A 21,293-nucleotide genomic window follows, 5' to 3' on the forward strand; every position below is an offset into this window, starting at 1 on the left:
GCCATGACAGTGCCAATGAATGTACCGATGCCCAGACCAAGGAATATCAACCCATAATTAAGCCCTTTTCCTGCATCAAAATCCTGATATAGCAGTAGTGTAGCCAAGACGGCTATCCCCATTCCTGCTGCAGCCAATAGATTGCCCTTTCGGGCAGATTCAGGGTGGCTGAGCATTTTCAAGCCAAGTATGAAGGTAAGTGATGCTACTAAATAGCTTATTTCCAATATGTTCAGGGTGATCATGATTTTTTCGGTTTTTTCTTAAACATCTCCAGCATTCTGTCAGTGACTACAAATCCGCCAATAACATTTAATGTGCCCACTATTACAGCTAAAAATCCAACTCCCAAAGCGAGGTAGTTATCTGGTGAAGCCTGTAGCATTACAATGATAGCACCTACGACGACTACCCCGTGAATGGCATTTGCGCCGGACATGAGTGGGGTATGGAGGATGGCAGGTACATTTGAAATAACTTCAACTCCAAGGAGTATGGCCAAAATGAGAAAATAAACCATTTCCATATTGGCTCCTATATAATTGAGTAATTGTTCCATTATTATGTGTTTTGCATTTGAATAATTCTTGGACTCACGGGCTTCCCTGCATGACATACACAGGTTCCTGTGACGATGTCGTCTTCAAAATTGAGATCCAATGCTCCTTCTTTGATGATAAGTTTTAGAAAATTGAGGTAGTTTTTCCCGTACATTTTACTGGCATCCTGCGGCATCGCTGCGGCAATATTCCCAACACCTACGATCCTGACCCCATTGACCTCCACAGTTTGCTCGGGTTGTGAAAGGGCACAGTTTCCACCGGAAGATGCTGCCAGATCAATTACCACGGAACCCGCTTTCATTGCCTTTACGGTTCGCTCTTCTACGAGTAGGGGAGCTTTTCTTCCTGGGATCTGGGCAGTGGTGATTATGACATCAGCTTTCAGGGCATGTTCGTGTATGGTGTCTTTTTGCTTTTGCAGGTATTCAGCTGATTGTTCTACCGCATATCCACCAGCTCCCTTGTCCTCAGTGGCGCCTTCTACGTCCACAAATTTGGCCCCAAGAGACAAAACCTCTTCTTTGGCAGCCTGCCTGACATCAAAAGCAAAAACAGAAGCACCTAGTCTCCTTGCTGTAGCTATGGCTTGTAGGCCTGCTACCCCTGCTCCTAATATCAAAACCCTTGAGGGGGTGATACTCCCGGCAGCTGTCATAAACATTGGGAAAAACCTGGGCAAAAGATCCGCTGCCATCAGTACTGATTTGTAGCCCGTAACAGTTGCCATTGATGAAAGCACATCCATGGATTGCGCTCGGGTAGTTCTCGGTACCAACTCCATGCTGAAGACAGTTTTTTGTTGGTTGATGAGCAATTGGGTAAGTTCAGGATTGTACAAGGCATTGAGCTGTCCCATAATTACAGCATCTGGTTTTGTAACGGCAACTTCTTCTGGAAGTAATGCCTGAATTCCGATGAGTATATCCGATTGGGAAAGCAAATCTTGACGGCTTTTTATATGGGCGCCTACCGTTTCGTAAGTATTGTCCGCTGCATATGCAGAATCACCGGCTGATGTTTCTACCCAAACTTCGGTATTCCAGGACAATAAAGTTTTGACCGCTTCTGGGAGCATGGATACCCTTGACTCTCCCTGAGGCTCTTTTAAAATTCCAATAATCATGATATGGAAATGGGTTGGGAAATAAATTTTTTGAAAAGCACTTCAAACCCTAAACTATCAAAAACTTTTTAAAAATTAAGATATTTTCACCAAGTGGTGTGTTTATTACACCAAATTTTTTAAAAATAAAGGATTTAAACTGAAGAAGCTGTAGATCATACAGGTTTCCAGATTCTTAAAACTTACCAATCATAAGATAATTTGAAAAATCATGCAAATTTAACCTGTCAAATTTGCATGATTATCTTTCCGTTTTTGTCTGTAAACTACATGCTAGAATTTGAATTAAAAAAGTAAATCAAGATTTTGTCTTTGTAAGATATAAATTGAATTCTAAAGGACTACAAGATTTGAACCCATCCTCCTCCAAATCATCAAATATCTCTTCATCAAACTCCATTTCAGTTTTTTCAACTTTCCCATCCGGATGAATAATAAGTTCTGTTCCAGTAAGTCCATCGGAGTTTACTTTGACCAGTACTTGGTAGTCTTCGAAGGTTTGTTTGAAGTAAGTTGCTATGTTAGCCATATCAGTCTTTTTTTTAAAAATAGTTACTTATTCGCAAAAATGTAAATGATTGCAATATCATGTTGAAGTTAGAGGCCTTTTAGTTTTTGGGAGGTAATTGATATCATTTGAATTTTGGGAGCCAATACCATTACAAGTGTATGTTTGATTTTTTTAAGTTGGTATTTAAAGTAAAGAAGAATTAAGATTAAAGTTTAAATCGAGGGCAAAGCCGGTTATTCCTGCCTAGAAAAGGAGGGGATCTTGTGATTTTCATCTCTAGATTAATTGATAAATGGGATCAAATTGAAGATTTATTAATTTTTTTTTAAAATACCTTTTGTTGCAAAATCTTCATCTCTATATTTGAATTCTTAAAATTATGAAAACAATTCAAGCAGCATATTGGTGGTGGCATTCAACTTCTAAAACGGAAGAACCAATAGCTATTGCCTAATATTTGTTAATGAGATATTCAAGAGGCTTGCTGGTTTTTCCGGCAAGCCTCTTTTCGTTTTAATCCCTCTACATGAAAAATTTTAAAATCAAATCCACATTTAAAAAGCTACTGGCAGATACCATTACACCAGTGAGCATTTATCTGCAGATCAGGGACAGATTTTCCAATCCCATCCTTTTAGAAAGCTCAGACTACCACGGACAGGAAAATAGCTTTTCCTATATCTGTTTCAATCCACTGGCTTCTTTCAGTTTTAATGCCGGCCAAGTTAAAGAGCAGCTTCCCGGAGGTGAATTCTTGCACTATGATGTTAATCAGGAAAATATGCTGATTACTGCCTTGAGAACTTTTTCAGCAAAATTTGAAGAGGAAAAAACACCTTTCAAATTTATCAGTAATGGTCTATTTGGGTATATGCAATATGATACGGTAGGCTTTTTTGAGGATATCAAGCTGAGTAAAACAGAAACAAGTTCAGTTCCTATACTGCATTACTCGATTTACCAAAATGTAATTGTGGTCGACCATTTCAAAAATGAACTGTACCTCTTTGAGCATCATGTTGAAGGGCATGAAAAGACCTCTGTCATTGAGCAGCTCGAAATGCTGCTTAATAATAAAAACCTCCCCGCTTATAATTTCAGGTTGGATGGAGATGAATATTCAAATTATACTGATGAGGAGTTTTTGGACATTCTGAAAATAGGTCAGGAGCATTGCTTCAAAGGTGATGTATTTCAGATTGTGATATCCAGAAGATTTACCACGAAGTTTAAAGGCGATGAATTCAATGTTTACAGGGCGCTGCGCTCTGTAAATCCCTCACCTTACCTTTTCTATTTTGATTATGGCTCTTATAAAGTTTTTGGCAGTTCACCAGAGGCGCAAATAGTAGTCAAGAACAACAAGGCGACTATTTATCCCATAGCGGGAACATTTAAGAGAACTGGAAATGACCAAGCTGATGCCAGCTTGGCAAGAAAACTCTATGATGATCCTAAGGAAAACTCAGAACATGTCATGTTGGTGGATTTGGCTAGGAATGACTTGAGTAGGTCTTCTCAGAAAGTTGAAGTAGAAGTTTTCAAAGAAATCCAATACTACTCCCATGTTATTCACCTTGTCTCAAAAGTGACCGGAATTCTCCCCAAAGACTCCAATCCATTACAATTGGTAGCTGATACATTTCCCGCAGGGACCCTTTCAGGAGCACCGAAGTACAAAGCCATGCAATTGATTGATCAATTGGAAAACACGTCGAGACAATTCTATGGAGGTGCCATCGGTTACCTAGGTTTCAATGGAGATTTCAACCATGCCATATTGATACGGTCTTTTGTATCTGAAAACAATGAACTCAGGTTTCAGGCTGGGGCTGGAGTAGTTGCCAAATCTTCCATCCAGTCAGAATTACAGGAAGTGGCCAATAAGCTCGAGGCCCTAAGGGTGGCGTTGAAAGCTGCGGAGAGCATATAGAATTGAAAGCAAAAAAAAACTAATCAATAATCTTCCATTCTTCCAATTTTATAAAAAGAAAATGCGAATTCTCGTCCTTGATAACTACGATTCTTTCACCTATAACCTTGTCTATATCATTAGGCAACTTGGTTATAGTGCCCAAATGGATATTTTTAGAAATGATAAAATAAGTATCGACAAAGTGGCGCTGTATGATAAAATACTGCTTTCTCCCGGTCCTGGAATTCCAAGTGAGGCAGGGATAATGCCGGAATTATTAAGACTATATGCCGAGTCTAAAGATATTCTGGGAGTCTGCCTTGGACATCAGGCTATAGGAGAGGCTTTTGGTGGAACCCTCACCAACCTTTCGGAGGTTGTTCATGGGTTGGCCTCTGAAGTAAGTGTTGAAGAAGATCTGCTTTTCGAAGGACTTCCTAAGACCTTCAAAATCGGGAGGTATCATTCCTGGGTAATCAATGAGAAAGACTTATCTCCAGAGCTTGAAATAACCGCAAGAACTCCAGATGGTCAGATCATGGGAGTAAGACATAAAAAATACAAGGTGCGAGGCCTTCAGTTTCACCCAGAATCTGTTCTGACTGAACATGGAGTGGAAATAATGAGAAATTGGCTGGAAAAGTGATGTACAAAGTACAAAGTAAGATGTACGAAGAATAAAGCGAGAGACGAGAGATTAAAAACAAGAAATAAGAACCAAGAAATTATAATCCTATTGAGAAATAAGAAAGTGCCTGTAGCTTCGGTACAATCTTTAAGTTTTTCAATTTAACAAATGATATGAAAGAAATACTTAATCACCTGATAGAGCACAAGAAGCTCAATAAAGAACAGGCTAAAGAAGTGCTTAAAAATATTGCTACGGGGAGCTATAACCAAAGCCAAATAGCCTCTTTTCTGACAGTATATCTGATGAGAAGCATTACAGTAGAGGAGTTGGGCGGTTTTCGGGAAGCTATGCTGGAACTCTGTGTTCCGGTAGAGATTGCCGAATATGATGCTATGGACCTTTGTGGTACAGGTGGAGACGGAAAAGACACCTTTAATATTTCCACCCTTTCTTCATTCATTGTAGCAGGTGCAGGTCAGAATGTGGCCAAACATGGTAATACAGGAGTGTCATCCATATGTGGCTCCTCTAATTTACTGGCTTATTTTGGATATGAGTTCACAAGTGACTTAGACAAAATTAAGAAAAGCCTTGATGAAGCAGGGATTTGTTTTTTGCATGCTCCTTTATTTCATCCTGCTATGAAAAATGTTGCACCTATAAGAAAGGAACTCGGGGTGAAAACCTTTTTCAATATGCTAGGTCCTATGGTCAATCCCAGTTATCCAAAAAAACAGTTGGTAGGTGTATTCAGTTTAGAGCTGGCAAGATTGTATGCTTATCTCTATCAAGAACACGAAGGCAATTTCAGCATCCTACATGCCTTAGATGGATACGATGAAATTTCTCTCACAGGAGATTTCAAAATGATCTCCAACTCAGGAGAGAAATTATATTCTCCCGAAGGATTGGGTTTGGAAAAAATCAAAGCCGAATCCATCAAAGGAGGTGATACGATTGAAGCCTCAGCAGCTGTATTTGATGGTATTTTAAAAGGAAAAGGTACTAAAGAACAAAATTCGGTAGTTCTTGCCAATGCGGCTGCCGCCCTTATGACTGCGGATAATAGACTTTCATTTGAACAGGCATATAGCAAAGCAGAAGAATCTCTTAAAAGTGGAAATGCGCTAAGGGTATTTAACACCCTGGTCAATCCAAAAACAAGTGTATCATTCAGTAATAATTAATCTATGAATATTTTAGAAAAAATCATTGTCCACAAGGAGAAGGAAGTTGCTGAAAAAAGCAGCCTAGTTCCTGTCAAACTATTGGAAAAGAGCACCTATTTCGAAGCAAAGACTGTTTCTATGAAGAAGTACGTGCAAAGACAGGACAAGACCGGAATTATTGCGGAATTCAAAAGAAAATCGCCTTCCAAAGGGAATATCAATATTTCAGCGGCAGTGGAGACAGTAAGTATTGGCTACATGCAGGCCGGAGCCTCTGCTTTGTCAATCCTGACAGATAAGGAGTTTTTTGGCGGGACAAATGAAGATTTGGTTCATGCCCGAAAATATAATTTCTGCCCAATTCTCAGAAAAGATTTCATTATCAGTGAATATCAGATCATAGAGGCAAAATCAATCGGTGCTGATTGTATATTACTGATCGCAGCAGCCCTCAAACCCGAGAAACTCAAATCTCTTGCTGCATTTGCTCAAGGGCTTGGGCTTGAAGTACTGATGGAGGTCCATGATAAAGAGGAGTTGGAAGGTGGTTTGAATGAGCATCTAGACCTTGTTGGTGTTAATAATAGAAGCTTAAAAACATTTGAGGTTTCCCTGGAAACATCTTACCAATTGGTGGACAGCATACCCTCTGAATTTGTGAAGATTTCAGAAAGCGGACTTTCAAAGCCTGAGAGTTTAATAGCCTTGAAAAAAGCAGGTTTTGACGGTTTTCTGATTGGGGAAAATTTCATGAAATCAAGCAGACCGCATCAGGCAGCATTGAATTTTATGAATGCCTGTAGAAAAGAGTTGACTACTGTTTCAGAAAAACAGGGGATATGAAACTGAAGGTCTGTGGGATGCGCGAACCTGATAATATACAGGCTTTAGTAGATGAAGTCCGTCCTGATTGGATGGGTTTGATTTTCTATCCTCCTTCACCAAGATATGTATTTGGGAAACCAGCACCCCTGATAAGCAGAATTGAAATTAAAAAGGTCGGAGTGTTTGTGGATGAACACATTTCATCGATAAGAAAAACAGCTCAAGAATTTGGGCTATCCACTATTCAGATGCACGGAAAAGAAACAGCTGAAGAGGTAAAGACCGTAAAGGAAGAAATCGGATTGGAAGTGTTCAAAGTCTTCTCCGTATCTGAAAAGATTGATTGGACAAATTTGGAGGCCTACCTCCCGTATGCAGACTACTTCCTTTTTGATACCTTCACCAAAGACCACGGTGGTTCAGGGAAACGGTTTAATTGGGAATTATTAATAGACTATCCTTTTGATAAGCCTTTTCTGTTAAGTGGAGGAATTAGTCCTTCAAATGCTCAGGATATTTTGAAGTTTGGTCAACTATTGCCGCAATTGGCTGGAGTGGATATCAATTCAGGCTTTGAGGTTTCTCCTGGATTGAAGGATGTAAAGAAGGTTAAAGAGTTTAAGGATAAAATACAGTAGAAATACGGTAGAAATAATGTAGAAATACAGTAGAAATACAATAGAAACCGGAGCTTTAGCGAAGGTCCCGAGAGTGAAGCGATTCGGGATAAAATTGAAATATTAAAGAAACCAAGTTGAAGACTTGATCCCGAGAACGGAGTGATTCGGGAAAAAGTGGAAATACTTTAGAAATACGGTAGAAACCGGAGCTTTAGCGAAGGTCCCGAGAGTGAAGCGATTCGGGATAGATAGAATCCATAGCCTGGTAGAATTAGGAATAATGAAAGGTTAGGGGATGTAGCTTGAATAAAAGCAGATGGTTGGTCTTGGGAGAAAGGGGTTTGGATAACTTTGAAAGAGGATAAGACAAAAGATCCTAGGATAAAGAGGATTGGGTAAGAATAAAAATAAATGATTAACAGCCATTTAAAAGAATGAAAATATGATCAGAGTTGATGAAAAAGGATTTTATGGGAAGTTTGGAGGTGCATACATTCCTGAAATGTTGCATCCCAACATAGAGGAGTTGAGAGAAAATTATGAGCAAATCATTTCAACAGAGGAGTTTAAAACCGAATTCCAATCTCTTCTGAAGGACTTTGTAGGTAGACCTACGCCACTTTACTTAGCTTCAAGGTTATCAGAGAAATATGGTGCTAAAATTTATCTCAAGCGGGAAGACCTTTGTCATACCGGAGCTCATAAAGTCAACAATACAGTGGGCCAGATTATCCTTGCCAAAAAGCTGGGGAAAAAGCGCATCATTGCCGAGACAGGTGCAGGTCAGCACGGAGTTGCTACTGCTACAGTCTGCGCTTTGATGGGTATGGATTGTACCATTTACATGGGTGAGTTGGATATTCAGCGTCAACGTCCAAATGTTGAGCGCATGAAGATTTTGGGTGCCAAGGTGGTTCCGGCCACTTCAGGCAGTAAAACTTTAAAGGATGCTACCAATGAAGCCATGCGTCAATGGATCAACGACCCAGTGGATACGCATTATATAATTGGTTCTGTGGTAGGACCGCATCCATACCCAGAAATGGTAGCCAGATTCCAATCCGTAATTTCTGAAGAAATCAAAATTCAACTTCAAGAAAAAGAAGGTAGGGAAAACCCTGATTTGGTTATCGCCTGTGTAGGTGGAGGAAGCAATGCTGCAGGGTCATTTTATCACTATTATAATGTGCCGGAAGTAAGACTGATTGCTGCTGAAGCAGCAGGTCTGGGAATCAGTTCAGGAAAGTCGGCAGCGACTACCATATTGGGAACCATGGGTATTCTGCATGGCAGCAAAACCTTACTGATGCAGACTGAAGATGGTCAAGTGGTCGAGCCACATTCTATCTCGGCAGGCTTGGATTACCCTGGAATAGGACCGGTGCATGCTCACTTGTTTGATATTGGTCGAGGGGAATTTGTGGCAGTAGAAGATGAAGATGCGATGAAAGCAGGAATTGAACTCAGTAGGTTGGAAGGTATTATTCCAGCTATAGAGACTTCTCATGCCCTTCACGCACTTAACATGATTGAATACAAAAAAGATGATATCATCGTCATCAACCTTTCAGGACGTGGAGACAAGGACTTAGATACGTATATAAAGTGGGGAGGATATTAAAGGATGAAGCCCGTCCGACTGGGTAATCCGGGCGGAGATGAGGGATGAAAATGTAAGCAATTCAAGATTCGAAGTTCAGAATTCTAAATTCGTAATTAAAAAATGTCCAATGTTGAATATCAAACTTCGAATTATGAAGTGTGAAAATTTGATGAAAGAAGTAAAAGCAAATGTGAGCAGTGAGAATGAGATGTAAGACTAAGACACGAATTAACCAATAACCAATAACTTAATCAATCATCCCGATAGGCATCTGGACCAATCTTAAAATTTTCTAATCTGAAATCTAAAATCTACAATCTAAAATTCTAATGAACCGAATAAACCGATTATTTCAAAATAAAAAGGAAAGAGTCTTATCGATCTACTTCACAGCAGGGTTTCCGGAGCTGGAAGATACAGTGCCCATTATGGAGGCAATTGAAGCTGCTGGTGCTGACATTATCGAGATAGGAGTTCCCTATTCAGATCCCATCGCTGATGGGCCTACCATTCAGGATAGCAATATGATTGCCTTGGAAAATGGAATGAGCCTGAAAAAGTTGTTTGCTCAACTTGAGGGTTTCAGAAATAAAGTGAATCTTCCAGTGGTATTGATGGGCTATCTTAATCCGATTATTCAATTTGGAATGGAGGATTTTTGTAAAAAATGTCAGGAGCTAGGTATTGACGGATTGATTCTTCCCGATTTGCCGATGGGTCAGTACCTAGAGGAGTTCAAAGAGTTATTTGAACAATATGGCTTGAGTAATACATTTCTGATTTCTCCACAAACCAGTGAAAACAGGATAAGGGAAATTGATCAGCATAGTAACGGATTTATATATATGGTCTCTTCGCATAGTATTACAGGAGCCAAGACCGGTATTTCCGAAGAGCAAAAGGTCTACTTCAAAAGGGTTCAGGAAATGGATTTGAAGAATCCTAGATTGATTGGTTTCGGCATTTCTGATGCAGAGACTTTCAATACTGCTTCTGCTTTTGGACATGGTGCCATCATAGGCAGTGCATTTATCAATATCGTTAAAAAAAGTAAAGACCTAAGGACTGATATTCAACAATACATTCAGTCTGTAATTCAATAAATCATGATCATCCAATTAAAAAATGACATCAGTGATGCACAAAAAGAAACGCTAGTCACTGAAGTAAAACAAATAGGTTATAAAATCACCGAGGTCAAAACCCAATTGGGAAATTACCTGATAGGGATTGGTAAGAAGGATTTTGATATTCGCAGGATAGGCCATAAAGAAGGGATTCAGGACATTCATATTGTATCCGATGAATACAAATTGGTATCCAAAAAATGGAAGGTTGCTCCTACCTCAATCGACTTGGGTGATGGTATTTTTATCAAAGATGGAGATATGGCGGTGATTGCAGGTCCCTGTTCCATAGAGTCTGAAGAGCAGATCAGAAAAGTCATCAATCACCTCAAAGAAAATAACATCAAAATGATGCGAGGTGGAGTTTTTAAACCAAGATCAAGTCCATATGCCTTTAGAGGTTTAGGTTTAGAAGGCCTGAAATTATGGTATGAATTGGCCAAGGAAGCAGGAATTAAAATTGTCACAGAAGTCATGCAGGTATCCCAGATTGAGGAGATGTACCCATATGTGGACATTTATCAGGTAGGAGCCAGGAATACCCAAAACTTTAATCTATTGGATGAATTGGGTAAGGTAGATAAGGCTGTGATGATCAAAAGAGGTATTTCAGGAACCATAGAGGAACTCCTTCAATCCGCTGAATATGTGTTTTCCGGAGGGAATGAAAAGCTAATCCTTTGTGAAAGAGGGATCAGGACGTATGAACGTGCAAGTAGAAATACCCTGGATCTGAATGCTGTTCCTATTTTGAAAGCTAAATCCCACTTACCTGTTATCGTAGATCCTTCCCATGGAATTGGATTGAGGGAATATGTCACTCAAATGGCTTTGGCCGGTGTAATGGCAGGAGCTGATGGAATTATTTATGAAACCCACGAAATTCCTGAAAAGGCTTATTCAGATGGTCAACAGACCTTGGATTTTACACAAAGCGGGATGTTGGCTGATTGGATCAGGAAAACTTTTGAGATGAGAAAGTCATTCGACCTGTTGTAATTCCGCTCAAAGAAAATCATGGAAAAAACCATCCTATTTTAGTAGTTTTGGTAAATAGGTTGATATTCTATTTAAATCAGGTAACATAAAGGTGGAAATAAAGTAGAATATAAGACTCTAGTTACTTGGAAACTGAAGAAATATAAACTTAAAACACAGCTATAACCCAAATATATAATGATGAATAAACCCAAGGATTGGGTCTTTTCTGACCCGAGATTACAAAAATTAGAGCAGGATTATGATGCTTACACAGAAGAGGACTTTAAAGTTTGGAAAATTCTTTATGAAAGGCAGATTGTAAACCTGCCCAAAGCGGCTTCTATAGCCTATTTGGACGGAATCAAGGAAATCGGTTTTTCAGCCGATAAAATTGCTGATTTTGCAGATGTGAATAGCAAACTTGCCAAAAGTACCGGTTGGGCCATTCAGGTGGTTCCAGGTCTGATTGATGACGACTTGTTTTTTGGTTTGATGAACAATAAAAGATTTTGTTCTTCCACTTGGCTCCGCAAAATGGAGCAATTGGATTACCTTGAAGAGCCGGATATGTTCCATGATGCTTTTGCCCATATGCCATTATTGACCAATCAGCCGTATGTGGATTTTCTAGAAAAACTCAGTGGAATTGCTCTTAAACACATAGAGAGTAAATGGGCAATTGAGTTACTATCGAGAATCTATTGGTTTACAATAGAGTTTGGGTTGATCCGTGAAAATGGTGAGCTAAGAATCTATGGAGCAGGTATTTTGAGTTCAGCAGGGGAGACCAAGTTCAGTCTTTCCGATGAACCCAAGCATTTTGAATATGATGTGAGAAAAATACTGAATACTCCTTATTGGAAAGATAAATTCCAAGACAAGTACTTTATTATAGAAAGCTACGAACAACTTTATGAGTCTCTTCCCGAGATCGAATCAGTCCTTGATGAGATGGTGGCTGAAGAGGCGAAGTAAAAGAGTTGAATATCTAAAAACGAGACACACCAAGAGAAAGAATAGGCCTTTGAGGTTTTTGAAAACTCGAAGGTCTTTTTGATTATAAAATGAGGGAGGAGAAGTAAGAAGCAGATAAGGAATTACTACTTACGGGGCTTAACATCTCGAATGTACAAGTAGGAATGGAGAAATAAGAATCCAGTGCCAAGAATCGAGAAGTAAAAGGCTCATATCTGCGAATCTCCTGTAGATTTTGGGACGAGTGAATGTAAGATCAGAAAATATATAAAAAATGAGAATATTCTTTACAGGAGGTGCTGGGAAAGCGGGAAAGTACGCAATCCAATACTTACTTGACCAAGGACATAGAGTCATGAATGTGGACCTCAAGCCATTGGACTACCCCGGGGTGGATAACTTGATAGCTGATATCACAGATTCTGGTCAGATGTTTAACGCAATGAGTTCCTATGCTGGGCTTGACGAGCTGGAATCCGGTAGTGGGATACCTAAATTTGATGCGGTGGTACATTTTGCTGCTGTACCTAGAATTCTGATCAATCCAGATAATGAAACTTTCAGGGTCAATACTGTGGGAACTTACAATGTGATAGAAGCAGCAGTAAAGCTTGGGATCAAAAAAATCATCATTGCTTCTTCCGAAACAACCTATGGGATCTGCTTTTCTGATGGACAAACTGATCCTAAATCTCTACCATTGGAAGAGGATTATGATGTTGATCCAATGGATTCTTATGGTCTGTCAAAAGTGGTTAATGAAAAAACGGCACGCAGCTTTCAACGTCGCTCTGGTTTCGATATTTATGCCCTTCGTATTGGAAATGTGATTGAACCCCATGAGTATGCAGAACTGTTTCCCCATTATTTCAAAAATCCTGAGGTAAGACGTAGAAATGCCTTCTGTTACATTGACGCCAGGGATTTGGGTCAAATCGTGGACTTATGTCTGAAAAAGGACGGATTAGGCTATCAAATATTCAATGCAGGAAATGATCATAACGGAGCCATTATTCCAAGTAAGGAATTGGTGGAGAGATTTTTCCCAGGTGTACCTGTTACGCGTGAACTGGAAGGGCACGAGGCTTTATTTTCTAATCGAAAAATCAGGGAAGTATTGGGTTTCAAAGAAGCTCATCATTGGAGTAAATATGTAGATGGGAAATAATCGTTTTTTAAATTTGATTAGCCAATTAATCCAGCCGACCAAAAAGAACATAAGAAATCCCGAATTAACAGTGCAGGGAGAGATTTATGTTTAAATTTGCGCACACTGTGATTTATAAATTTGGATTTTAGTATTGATGATAACCGATTCGCTTTCACTTAATCCAAAATACTAAGTCTCCAACCTAAAATTTATTGATGCAAGTAGCAATAATCAAATACAATGCAGGCAATGTTCAGTCAGTACTTTATGCTTTAGAGCGTCTGGGCGCTGAGGCTGTCCTTACAGATGACTTGGAAGCTATCAGCAAAGCTGATAAAGTAATTTTCCCAGGACAGGGAGAGGCAAGTTCAGCCATGCGGTACCTTAAGGAAAAAAAACTGGATAAATTGATTCCTCAATTGAAGCAGGATTTTTTCGGTGTTTGTTTGGGACAGCAGTTACTTTGCGCTCACTCCGAAGAAGGTAATACAGAATGCTTGGGTGTTTTTCCAGTGGAGGTGAAAAAATTCAAACCTGAAAATTCAGCAGATTTCAAAGTGCCTCATATAGGGTGGAATAATCTGGAAAACCTCAAATCACCTTTGCTAGAAGGTCTTGATGATACTGCTTTTGTCTATTACGTGCATAGCTATTATTGTGAGCTCAGTGAATTCAGTATTGCTTCAACAGACTATATTCTGCCATTTTCCGCCCTGATGCATAAGGCTAATTTTTATGCCATGCAGGCCCATCCCGAAAAAAGCGGTTTGGTAGGAGAAAAGATATTGAGGAATTTCCTTGAGTTATAAATTGTATGACGTACGATGTATCAAGTACCAAGTACGATGTATAAAGACTAAACCTGCATCAGTCATGCTTCAAGCTTTCTAAATCCCAATTTTCAATTCCCCCAATCTTAGATCTGAAATCCTAAATCTAACTTTACAATGTATATCATTCCCGCAATAGACATGATCGGAGGCAAATGTGTCCGTCTCACTCAAGGAGATTACTCCCAAAAGAAAGAATACCATGATAGCCCCTTGGAAATGGCAAAGAGATTCGAAGATGCAGGAATCAAGCGCCTACATTTGGTAGACTTGGACGGGGCAAAAGCCAAGATGCCTGTCAATGGTGACGCTTTGAAGGCAATTACGACAAATACTTCACTGAAAGTGGATTTTGGTGGCGGAGTGCAGTCTGATGAGGCTATCAAGAAGGTTTTTGAATTAGGTGCCAGTCAGGTTACGGGAGGAAGTGTTGCTATTAAAAACCCAGAACTGTTTGATTCCTGGGTCCAACAATATGGAGGTGAAAAAATCATCCTAGGGGCTGATGCCAAAGACAGAAAAATAGCCATTTCAGGCTGGCAGGAAACCACTGCTGTAGACCTTATTGATTTTATCAAATCATACTTGGCTAAGGGATTGAGTTATGTGATTTGTACTGATGTTGCCAAAGATGGATTGCTTCAGGGGCCTTCTATAGATTTATATAAGGAGATGATGCAAGAAATCCCTGGCATCAGACTCATCGCTAGCGGAGGGGTGTCCAGTGTAAAGGACTTGGAAGAACTACAAAATATCGGTGTTTACGGAACCATTGTAGGAAAAGCTTACTATGAAGGTAGGATTAGTCTTGAAGAGTTGGCTGCCTTTTGATTTGCGAGATATCTTTGAGATTTTCAAAACCCCTAAAAGTCATTTGAGGAAAAGTGAGAAACGAGAAGCTAAAATCGAGAAACAGAATAAATGGAATAAATATAGCCTCCGGTATTCATGCATAAGCCCAATTAAAACACGGCAACCTTTTAAAATTTAAAATACACCCAACAATTATAAATTCTTCCAATTTTATAATTCCTGAATCATTAAATTATCATGCTTACAAAAAGAATCATCCCTTGCTTAGATATCAAAGATGGCAGAACTGTCAAAGGAGTAAACTTTGTGCAGTTAAGGGATGCGGGAGATCCTGTGGAACTAGCGAAGATATATTCTGACGAGGGTGCAGACGAATTGGTGTTTCTTGATATAACAGCTACAGTTGACAAAAGAAAAACCCTGGCAGAATTGGTTACAAAAGTAGCCAAAGCCATTAATATTCCTTTTACAGTTGGAGGTGGAATTTCTACTGTAGAGGATGTGAAAGTTCTTTTGAATGCTGGTGCAGATAAAATTTCAATCAATTCTGCTGCGGTGAAAAACCCTCAAATTATTGATGAAATGGCAGCTGAATTTGGGAGCCAGTGCATAGTAGTGGCAATAGATACCAGAAATGTAGATGGGATAGATTTTGTCCATACACATGGAGGGAGAAAACCAACGCTTCTGAATACCCAGAAATGGGCCAAGGAAATTAACGAAAGGGGAGGTGGGGAAATTCTCTTAACCTCCATGGACCATGATGGTACCAAATCAGGTTTTGCCAATGAAATTACAGCTGAGATTTCCTCTATGCTATCAATTCCAGTAATTGCTTCCGGAGGAGCCGGTAATATTTCACATTTCAAAGATGTGTTTACCTTTGGGAAAGCTGACGCAGCTTTGGCTGCATCAATATTTCACTTTAAAGAAATTCCAATACCAAACTTGAAGAAATACCTGCAAATAGAGGGGATTTCTACAAGGATTTAAGGATAATCTTTTCTACAGTTATTTTAATATGGAGTCATTAAAAATAGATTTTCAAAAAGTAAATGGACTAGTTCCAGCTGTTATACAGGACGCAGTGAGCAATAAAGTCCTGATGTTGGGTTATATGAATCAAGAGGCCTTAGATAAAACCCTTGAAACAAAAAAAGTAACTTTTTTCAGTCGAACGAAGCAAAGACTTTGGACAAAGGGTGAAACCTCCGGCAATTTCCTTGAAATGATGTCTATCAAAGTGGATTGCGATAATGACACCTTATTAATTAAAGCCAAACCCTTTGGACCAGTATGCCATACAGGAGCTGACACTTGTTTTTTTGAGGAAAACAAAAGCAAAACCTACTTTTTGGACAATTTAAGATCTATAATTAAGGATAGGAAAAACAGTCCATCAGACAAATCCTATACCTCTTCACTTTTTGAAAAAGGCATCAACAAGGTGGCTCAAAAAGTAGGAGAGGAGGCTGTGGAAATAGTCATTGAGGCAAAAGATGACAATAAAGAACTCTTTTTAGGGGAAGCAGCCGATTTGCTTTTTCACTTCCTGGTCTTATTAGAGGCGAAAAATATTGAATTGGATGAAGTAATGGAATTATTGATTGAGAGGCACCAAAAAAAACAATAGCATGAGCAAAAGAAATGTAACGGTCCGTATGAAAGCGGATTACGAGTACGAAGCAAGTAATTTGCAGGGGAATCTGGTTCAAATGGATATGTATGATGCCCCGGAAAAAAAAGCCCAATCACCGATGGATTTGCTGCTTTCTGCTTTGGGAGGTTGTTCAGCAGTAGATGCAGTTTTGATGATGAAAAAAAAGAGAAAGACTGTTGAGGATTTTTTTATTGAGGTAGAGGGGGATAGAAATGAAGGAATTCCATCTTTTTACACCAAAATCCACCTTCATTTTGTTCTTGTATCACCTGATGCAAAGGAGGAAGAGTTTAGCAAAGTAGTAGCCCTATCGGTGGATAAATATTGTTCGGTAGCTTCCTCCATCAAATCTGAAATCTCCTACAGTTCAGAAGTAAGAAAATCAATATGAGAGTAGTCAGAGAGTTTACACAGGAAGGTATCAGGATTTCAGTTTTTTCTTGGAACAATAAATACCTTTTAAAATTTGAAATGGGTCCAATGGAACAAACCTTTAAAATACCGGAAACTGAAATTTTAGAAGAGTCTGATTTAAATGATTTTTGTGAAGGGGAGTTTTTAAAAGGAGTCAAGCTTAGGTTTAAAGAAATGGGGGAAAGCTTGCGAAAACAATTGGAAAATTTTTAGCTTTAGGAAACTCCTAAAGAAATAAATGGACTTCAAGAGGTTTTTGCAATTACTTTTTTTATTTACTGTTTTGTCTTGTTCAGAGACGAATAAAGAGAAAATAGAAGATAATTCATTGGAGCTTACCTCATTTGTGAGACTCTTGGAGTATGACTTGGATAACCTTGAAAAAGAAATTATTGCCTTAGGAGATACGATTCAATACCTTTTTAGACATCGGGATAGTATTTTGATCAATTCAGACAGGTCAATTTACCAATTTGAAAATGGGATAGCCAACTCTCTGCCCGATGCGGATATCAATCTCAGTACGCTTTATATATCCACTTTGGCTCCCAGTAAGGAAGAAGTGATGGACTTGGTTTATTTGACCAATCCTCTTGATCCTATCTTTAAAAACATTTTTGAAAAGTATGAGGTTGTTGCCCAGGTTTACTTGAATAGCAACAGACAGATGAATAGGCTTTACCCCCCATTTGAGGCTATAGATGCTCTTGAATCGGATCTTGATATTCCTACTTTTAATTTTTACTATGAAGCGGACGAGGTGCATAATCCCGATCGGAAAGCTACCTGGGTGAGAGAAATTTATATTGATCCTGCTGGTCGGGGATGGGTGGTTTCTTTGATTTATCCTGTATATGTAGAGGATGAATTGATGATGGTTTTAGGTTTTGATATAACTGCGAATGATTTGATCGAGATCTACCTCAATAATACCAGTAGGAACTTGGTCATCATAGACGCTACAGGAACAGTGGTAGCTGGTAAATCCAAAGGTATAGAAGCCTTATCATTACCTCCCCTGAAAAACCACACCTATACACAAACCATTACTTCAGACAGTTATCGGGTAGAAGATTTTAATCTTTTCAGAAGTAAAAGTATTTCTGTTAGGAAAATAGCTTCCAGAATTATTCTTTCTGAGGAAGAAAAACTGACGATGAAAGATGGTGAAGATTCTTTTAGACTCAATGTGAGAAAAGTAGACAATATTGGTTGGTACGTTTTGGACTTGATTTTTGAATGAAAAAAACGGATAAGATATTACTCAATCCAAAAGCAGAGACATCTAGGTGGATGGTTGCATTTGCGATTTCACTCGTATTGTTAATCATTGTCTTGGGTTTTAGCTTTTTTTCAGCCTTAAGAGAAAATCAGGTTAGTTCACGTCAGCTTGCGCTTAATAAACAGGTAGAAATTGCAGGTAAAGACCTTCAGAAACATTTTGAAGCCATGTATGATGACATGGTATTCTTTGTCAATAACCTTGAGTCATGGACGTATGAGAGAAGTGGAAATGAGCAATTGGCTTTTGAGAAGAGGGCTAGACGGATATTTAATAATCACAGGGAGTTGCTTGATACGGTTATTGTGACCTTTCCAAAGCATTATGTATCCTTTCATTTCGACAGACAGAATAATTTTATCAAAACCGTTTATGAGAATAAAGAAGATATTCCTCAGCTAAAGGGGAATACTATAGATTTATATAATTCAAGTAGAGGAGTTGGAATTCAGACAAGTTTAAATCTGGGAAGGTATTTTAGAGGGGAATTGGGAAATTATTATCTGGGAACTTCTGGGGAAAAGATTATTTGGCAGGATGAAGTATTCAATATTTTTTCAAATGGCAATGAAAAACAAATTCTTAAACTTGAGAATAAGACTGAAAGTACAATCAATGAAAATATTAATGATGGTTTAAAGGGTTACGTTGTAGGAAATGTCATTGATTTAGATGACAGTACTCAAAAATATAAAGCTACCATCCATTATTATCCAATTAGCCTGTTGCCCCTGAGCAGTAGATTTGCGATAGTCTTTACTCAAGATATCAGTAATATAGGTTATGATATCTACAATACTTATTTCTATATTTTGCTGGGGCTTACTGTACTTTTAGCTGCTGTTATCGTTGTTTTATATCAGTTTATCAAGAAAATTCAAATATCCAACAGCAGGCTTGAATCCTACTCTGAAGAAATCAAGGAATTGTTCAGGAGACAGTCCTTACTTTTACAGGAGTCCAAAGGGTTTATTTACTTTCAAGATGAAAGTGGCAAAATGACTTCTGTCGGAGATGAGGTAGAATCAGTTTTGGGATATAGTAAAGAAGAGTTTTTAATTCAATTTAAAAATTTCATCAAACCAATTGAAAGAGAAAGTCTGGGAAGCCTTATTCAGGAGGCAATAGAAAAAAAAGAGGAGGTGCTGGAAACTGAAGTAACATTCCTGAAAAAATCAGGGGAATGGATCAGGGTTAAGATATTTGAAAAATTCATCTATGATTCTTCTGGGCATTATCAGGGAAATGTTGGGATTTGTACTGATATCCAGAAAAAGTACGAATCCCGTCAAGAATTGATAATAAGTGAAAATAGGCTGAGGGCAGTATTGAACAGTCTTCCGGATCTTATTTTCATATATAACAATGAAGGAGTTTTTATAGATTACTATGTACAGGATAGGAGTCTTCTACTTTTTCCACCTGAAATAACTCAAGGGAAGAATTTCCGCGATGTCATGCCTGATCCGATTAAATCTCAATTGGAAGATATATTTGATAAAATTATCAATACAGGAAAGAATCAAACTTTGGAATTCGAAGTAAATCTCCCTTTGGGTAGAAGAATCTTTGAAGCAAGGCTTTTCAAACTTGATGATCAAAGGATTATATCCTTGGCCAGAGATGTAACAGCACAGAAACTATGGGAAAAAGGGCTTCGGGAAGCAAAAGAATCAGCAGAACAAGCCAATAAAGCAAAGTCAGAATTTCTTGCCAATATGAGTCATGAAATTCGAACGCCGATGAATGGATTGCTCGGGATTATTGGGCTCCTAGAAAATTCTCAACTTGATAGGAGACAAAAAGAATATATTCAAGTGATAAAGGATTCTGGCAAATCTCTCAATTCTATCATTAATGATATATTGGATTATTCCAAAATTGAGTCAGGAATGATGGAGCTTAATCTTTCTGTTTTTCATTTGAAAAATGAAATGAAAACCACTTTAAAGCTCTTTGAAGGATTGATTAAGGGTAAGCAACTGAATTTTTCCTATCATTTTGCCGATGACCTTCCTGAATATGTGTATTTAGATAAGGAAAAACTGGCTCAAGTAGTTTATAATATAGTGGGGAATGCACTTAAATTCACACCAAATAATGGGAGTGTTGATGTGCATGTTGGTGTAGAACAATTCTTGGATGACAATATCATGCTTGAATTTAGGGTAAAGGATTCAGGGCTTGGAATACCTAAAGACAAGATTGCTTTACTTACCCAACCATTTGTACAAGTCGACAGCAGCAATACAAGGGAATATCCAGGAACAGGTCTCGGTTTGGCAATCTCAAAAAAACTTATTGAATTGATGGGCGGAGAACTCGAAATTGAAAGTGAAATGGGGGTAGGATCTGTTTTTTCATTTAGTGTATACGGAACATCAAAAAACAAGTATGAAGCTAATGATAGACCGAAAATCCCTCAGGGAGGAAGTCTAGGGTTCTCTTATTTAAACATGGCGGATGAAATTCCACTCAATATCCTTCTGGTGGAAGACAATGAAATCAACCTGACTTTTATGCTGATGACAATGGATCAGCTGGGTTATAAAATACAAGTAGCTAAAAATGGATTAGAGGGCGTTGATAAAGTCAAGGAAGTGGATTTTGACCTGATTCTCATGGATATCCAAATGCCAAAAATGAATGGGCTTGACGCCACTCGCGCAATAAGGAAATTGGATGGAGCTGATGAAATTACAATCATTGGTTTATCAGCCAATGCTTTTAAGGAAGATATTCAGGCGGCATTAGATGCCGGAATGGATGGGTATCTGACCAAGCCTATAAGTGTAGAAGACATAGCACGGAGTATTAAAGATGCTTTTGATAAAAATAAAAAGGAGGCCTAAACCTCCTTTTTTCGTATTTATATATCGCTTTCCAGATCGAATGCTTCCAGATAGTCTGAGACTCTTTTGACAAACATTCCTCCGAGTGAACCATCAACTACTCTATGGTCATAAGAGTGTGACAAGAACATTTTATGTCGGATGGCAATGACATCACCAGTAGGGGTTTCTACTACAGCAGGTTTCTTTTGAATAGCGCCAACAGCTAAAATGGCCACTTGAGGTTGCATTATAATAGGTGTACCCATT

23 protein-coding genes are annotated in these 21,293 nt (G+C 38.6%); 18 read left to right on the forward strand and 5 right to left on the reverse strand.

Going from position 1 to position 21,293, the window contains the following annotated elements:
- The 4 genes from EA341_RS09445 to EA341_RS09460 form a co-directional block, all read right to left on the reverse strand.
- A partial coding sequence (locus EA341_RS09445) for an NAD(P)(+) transhydrogenase (Re/Si-specific) subunit beta (protein WP_367127181.1) occupies nt 1-245 on the reverse strand: 245 nt, incomplete at its 3' end.
- Entirely contained in the window at nt 242-559 is a 318-nt protein-coding gene (locus EA341_RS09450) for an NAD(P) transhydrogenase subunit alpha (protein ID WP_293013369.1), read from the reverse strand. The genes EA341_RS09445 and EA341_RS09450, both read right to left, overlap by 4 nt.
- Before the next feature lie 2 nt (nt 560-561).
- Entirely contained in the window at nt 562-1,686 is a 1,125-nt protein-coding gene (locus tag EA341_RS09455; RefSeq protein WP_293013371.1) for an NAD(P) transhydrogenase subunit alpha, read from the reverse strand.
- 298 nt (nt 1,687-1,984) lie between these two features.
- Nucleotides 1,985-2,215 carry a hypothetical protein gene (locus EA341_RS09460; protein WP_293013373.1) on the reverse strand — a complete coding sequence of 77 codons (231 nt, stop codon included), beginning with the start codon at nt 2,213-2,215 and terminating at the stop codon, nt 1,985-1,987.
- Between the two features lie 508 nt (nt 2,216-2,723).
- Between EA341_RS09460 and EA341_RS09465 the strand changes: the two genes are divergently transcribed.
- The 18 genes from EA341_RS09465 (at nt 2,724) to EA341_RS09550 (ending at nt 21,044) form a co-directional block, all read left to right on the forward strand.
- Nucleotides 2,724-4,130 carry an anthranilate synthase component I family protein gene (locus EA341_RS09465; protein WP_293013375.1) on the forward strand — a complete coding sequence of 469 codons (1,407 nt, stop codon included), beginning with the start codon at nt 2,724-2,726 and terminating at the stop codon, nt 4,128-4,130.
- A 61-nt stretch (nt 4,131-4,191) separates the two neighbouring features.
- A complete protein-coding gene (locus tag EA341_RS09470) occupies nt 4,192-4,758 on the forward strand; it encodes an aminodeoxychorismate/anthranilate synthase component II (protein WP_293013376.1) in 567 nt (188 codons plus the stop codon).
- 155 nt (nt 4,759-4,913) lie between these two features.
- Complete coding sequence (gene trpD, locus EA341_RS09475; protein ID WP_293013377.1) at nt 4,914-5,930, forward strand: anthranilate phosphoribosyltransferase; 1,017 nt, start codon at nt 4,914-4,916, stop codon at nt 5,928-5,930.
- A 3-nt stretch (nt 5,931-5,933) separates the two neighbouring features.
- Nucleotides 5,934-6,755: an indole-3-glycerol phosphate synthase TrpC gene (gene trpC, locus EA341_RS09480; RefSeq protein ID WP_293013379.1), complete on the forward strand. Its 822-nt coding sequence runs from the start codon at nt 5,934-5,936 to the stop codon at nt 6,753-6,755.
- Nucleotides 6,752-7,375, forward strand: coding sequence for a phosphoribosylanthranilate isomerase (locus EA341_RS09485; protein ID WP_293013381.1), 624 nt, complete (start codon nt 6,752-6,754; stop codon nt 7,373-7,375). Before trpC ends, EA341_RS09485 begins: the two co-directional genes overlap by 4 nt.
- Before the next feature lie 424 nt (nt 7,376-7,799).
- A complete protein-coding gene (trpB, locus tag EA341_RS09490; RefSeq protein WP_293013384.1) occupies nt 7,800-8,978 on the forward strand; it encodes a tryptophan synthase subunit beta in 1,179 nt (392 codons plus the stop codon).
- A gap of 311 nt (nt 8,979-9,289) precedes the next feature.
- Complete coding sequence (trpA, locus tag EA341_RS09495; RefSeq protein WP_293013386.1) at nt 9,290-10,063, forward strand: tryptophan synthase subunit alpha; 774 nt, start codon at nt 9,290-9,292, stop codon at nt 10,061-10,063.
- A gap of 3 nt (nt 10,064-10,066) precedes the next feature.
- A complete protein-coding gene (locus EA341_RS09500) occupies nt 10,067-11,086 on the forward strand; it encodes a bifunctional 3-deoxy-7-phosphoheptulonate synthase/chorismate mutase (RefSeq protein ID WP_293013388.1) in 1,020 nt (339 codons plus the stop codon).
- Nucleotides 11,087-11,263: 177 nt separating this feature from the next.
- Nucleotides 11,264-12,043 (forward strand): phenylalanine 4-monooxygenase, encoded by a 780-nt coding sequence (locus EA341_RS09505; protein ID WP_293013390.1) that lies wholly within the window; start codon nt 11,264-11,266, stop codon nt 12,041-12,043.
- Nucleotides 12,044-12,317: 274 nt separating this feature from the next.
- Nucleotides 12,318-13,211: an NAD(P)-dependent oxidoreductase gene (locus EA341_RS09510; protein ID WP_293013392.1), complete on the forward strand. Its 894-nt coding sequence runs from the start codon at nt 12,318-12,320 to the stop codon at nt 13,209-13,211.
- A 197-nt stretch (nt 13,212-13,408) separates the two neighbouring features.
- Nucleotides 13,409-14,002: an imidazole glycerol phosphate synthase subunit HisH gene (gene hisH / locus EA341_RS09515; protein WP_293013394.1), complete on the forward strand. Its 594-nt coding sequence runs from the start codon at nt 13,409-13,411 to the stop codon at nt 14,000-14,002.
- 138 nt (nt 14,003-14,140) lie between these two features.
- Nucleotides 14,141-14,854 (forward strand): 1-(5-phosphoribosyl)-5-[(5-phosphoribosylamino)methylideneamino]imidazole-4-carboxamide isomerase, encoded by a 714-nt coding sequence (hisA, locus tag EA341_RS09520; RefSeq protein ID WP_293013396.1) that lies wholly within the window; start codon nt 14,141-14,143, stop codon nt 14,852-14,854.
- 219 nt (nt 14,855-15,073) lie between these two features.
- Nucleotides 15,074-15,829 carry an imidazole glycerol phosphate synthase subunit HisF gene (hisF, locus tag EA341_RS09525; protein WP_293013398.1) on the forward strand — a complete coding sequence of 252 codons (756 nt, stop codon included), beginning with the start codon at nt 15,074-15,076 and terminating at the stop codon, nt 15,827-15,829.
- 28 nt (nt 15,830-15,857) lie between these two features.
- Nucleotides 15,858-16,469 carry a bifunctional phosphoribosyl-AMP cyclohydrolase/phosphoribosyl-ATP diphosphatase HisIE gene (hisIE, locus tag EA341_RS09530; protein ID WP_293013401.1) on the forward strand — a complete coding sequence of 204 codons (612 nt, stop codon included), beginning with the start codon at nt 15,858-15,860 and terminating at the stop codon, nt 16,467-16,469.
- A gap of 1 nt (nt 16,470) precedes the next feature.
- Entirely contained in the window at nt 16,471-16,887 is a 417-nt protein-coding gene (locus EA341_RS09535; protein WP_293013403.1) for an OsmC family protein, read from the forward strand.
- Nucleotides 16,884-17,123 carry a hypothetical protein gene (locus EA341_RS09540; RefSeq protein WP_293013406.1) on the forward strand — a complete coding sequence of 80 codons (240 nt, stop codon included), beginning with the start codon at nt 16,884-16,886 and terminating at the stop codon, nt 17,121-17,123. The genes EA341_RS09535 and EA341_RS09540 overlap by 4 nt, the downstream gene beginning before the upstream one ends.
- A 25-nt stretch (nt 17,124-17,148) precedes the next feature.
- The gene (locus tag EA341_RS09545) at nt 17,149-18,153 is read left to right on the forward strand and encodes a Cache sensor protein (RefSeq protein WP_293013408.1); all 1,005 of its coding nucleotides are present in this window, start codon (nt 17,149-17,151) and stop codon (nt 18,151-18,153) included.
- Nucleotides 18,150-21,044, forward strand: a complete 2,895-nt coding sequence (locus EA341_RS09550) for a PAS domain-containing hybrid sensor histidine kinase/response regulator (RefSeq protein ID WP_293013411.1) — start codon at nt 18,150-18,152, stop codon at nt 21,042-21,044. Before EA341_RS09545 ends, EA341_RS09550 begins: the two co-directional genes overlap by 4 nt.
- Before the next feature lie 17 nt (nt 21,045-21,061).
- On the opposite strand, the gene EA341_RS09555 is transcribed toward EA341_RS09550, so the two are convergent.
- The coding region (locus EA341_RS09555; protein WP_293013414.1) for a 2-oxo acid dehydrogenase subunit E2 at nt 21,062-21,293 on the reverse strand (232 nt) is incomplete at its 5' end.

The organism is Mongoliibacter sp. (assembly GCF_007692705.1).
In the GTDB taxonomy this organism is placed as follows: Bacteria; Bacteroidota; Bacteroidia; order Cytophagales; family Cyclobacteriaceae; genus Mongoliibacter.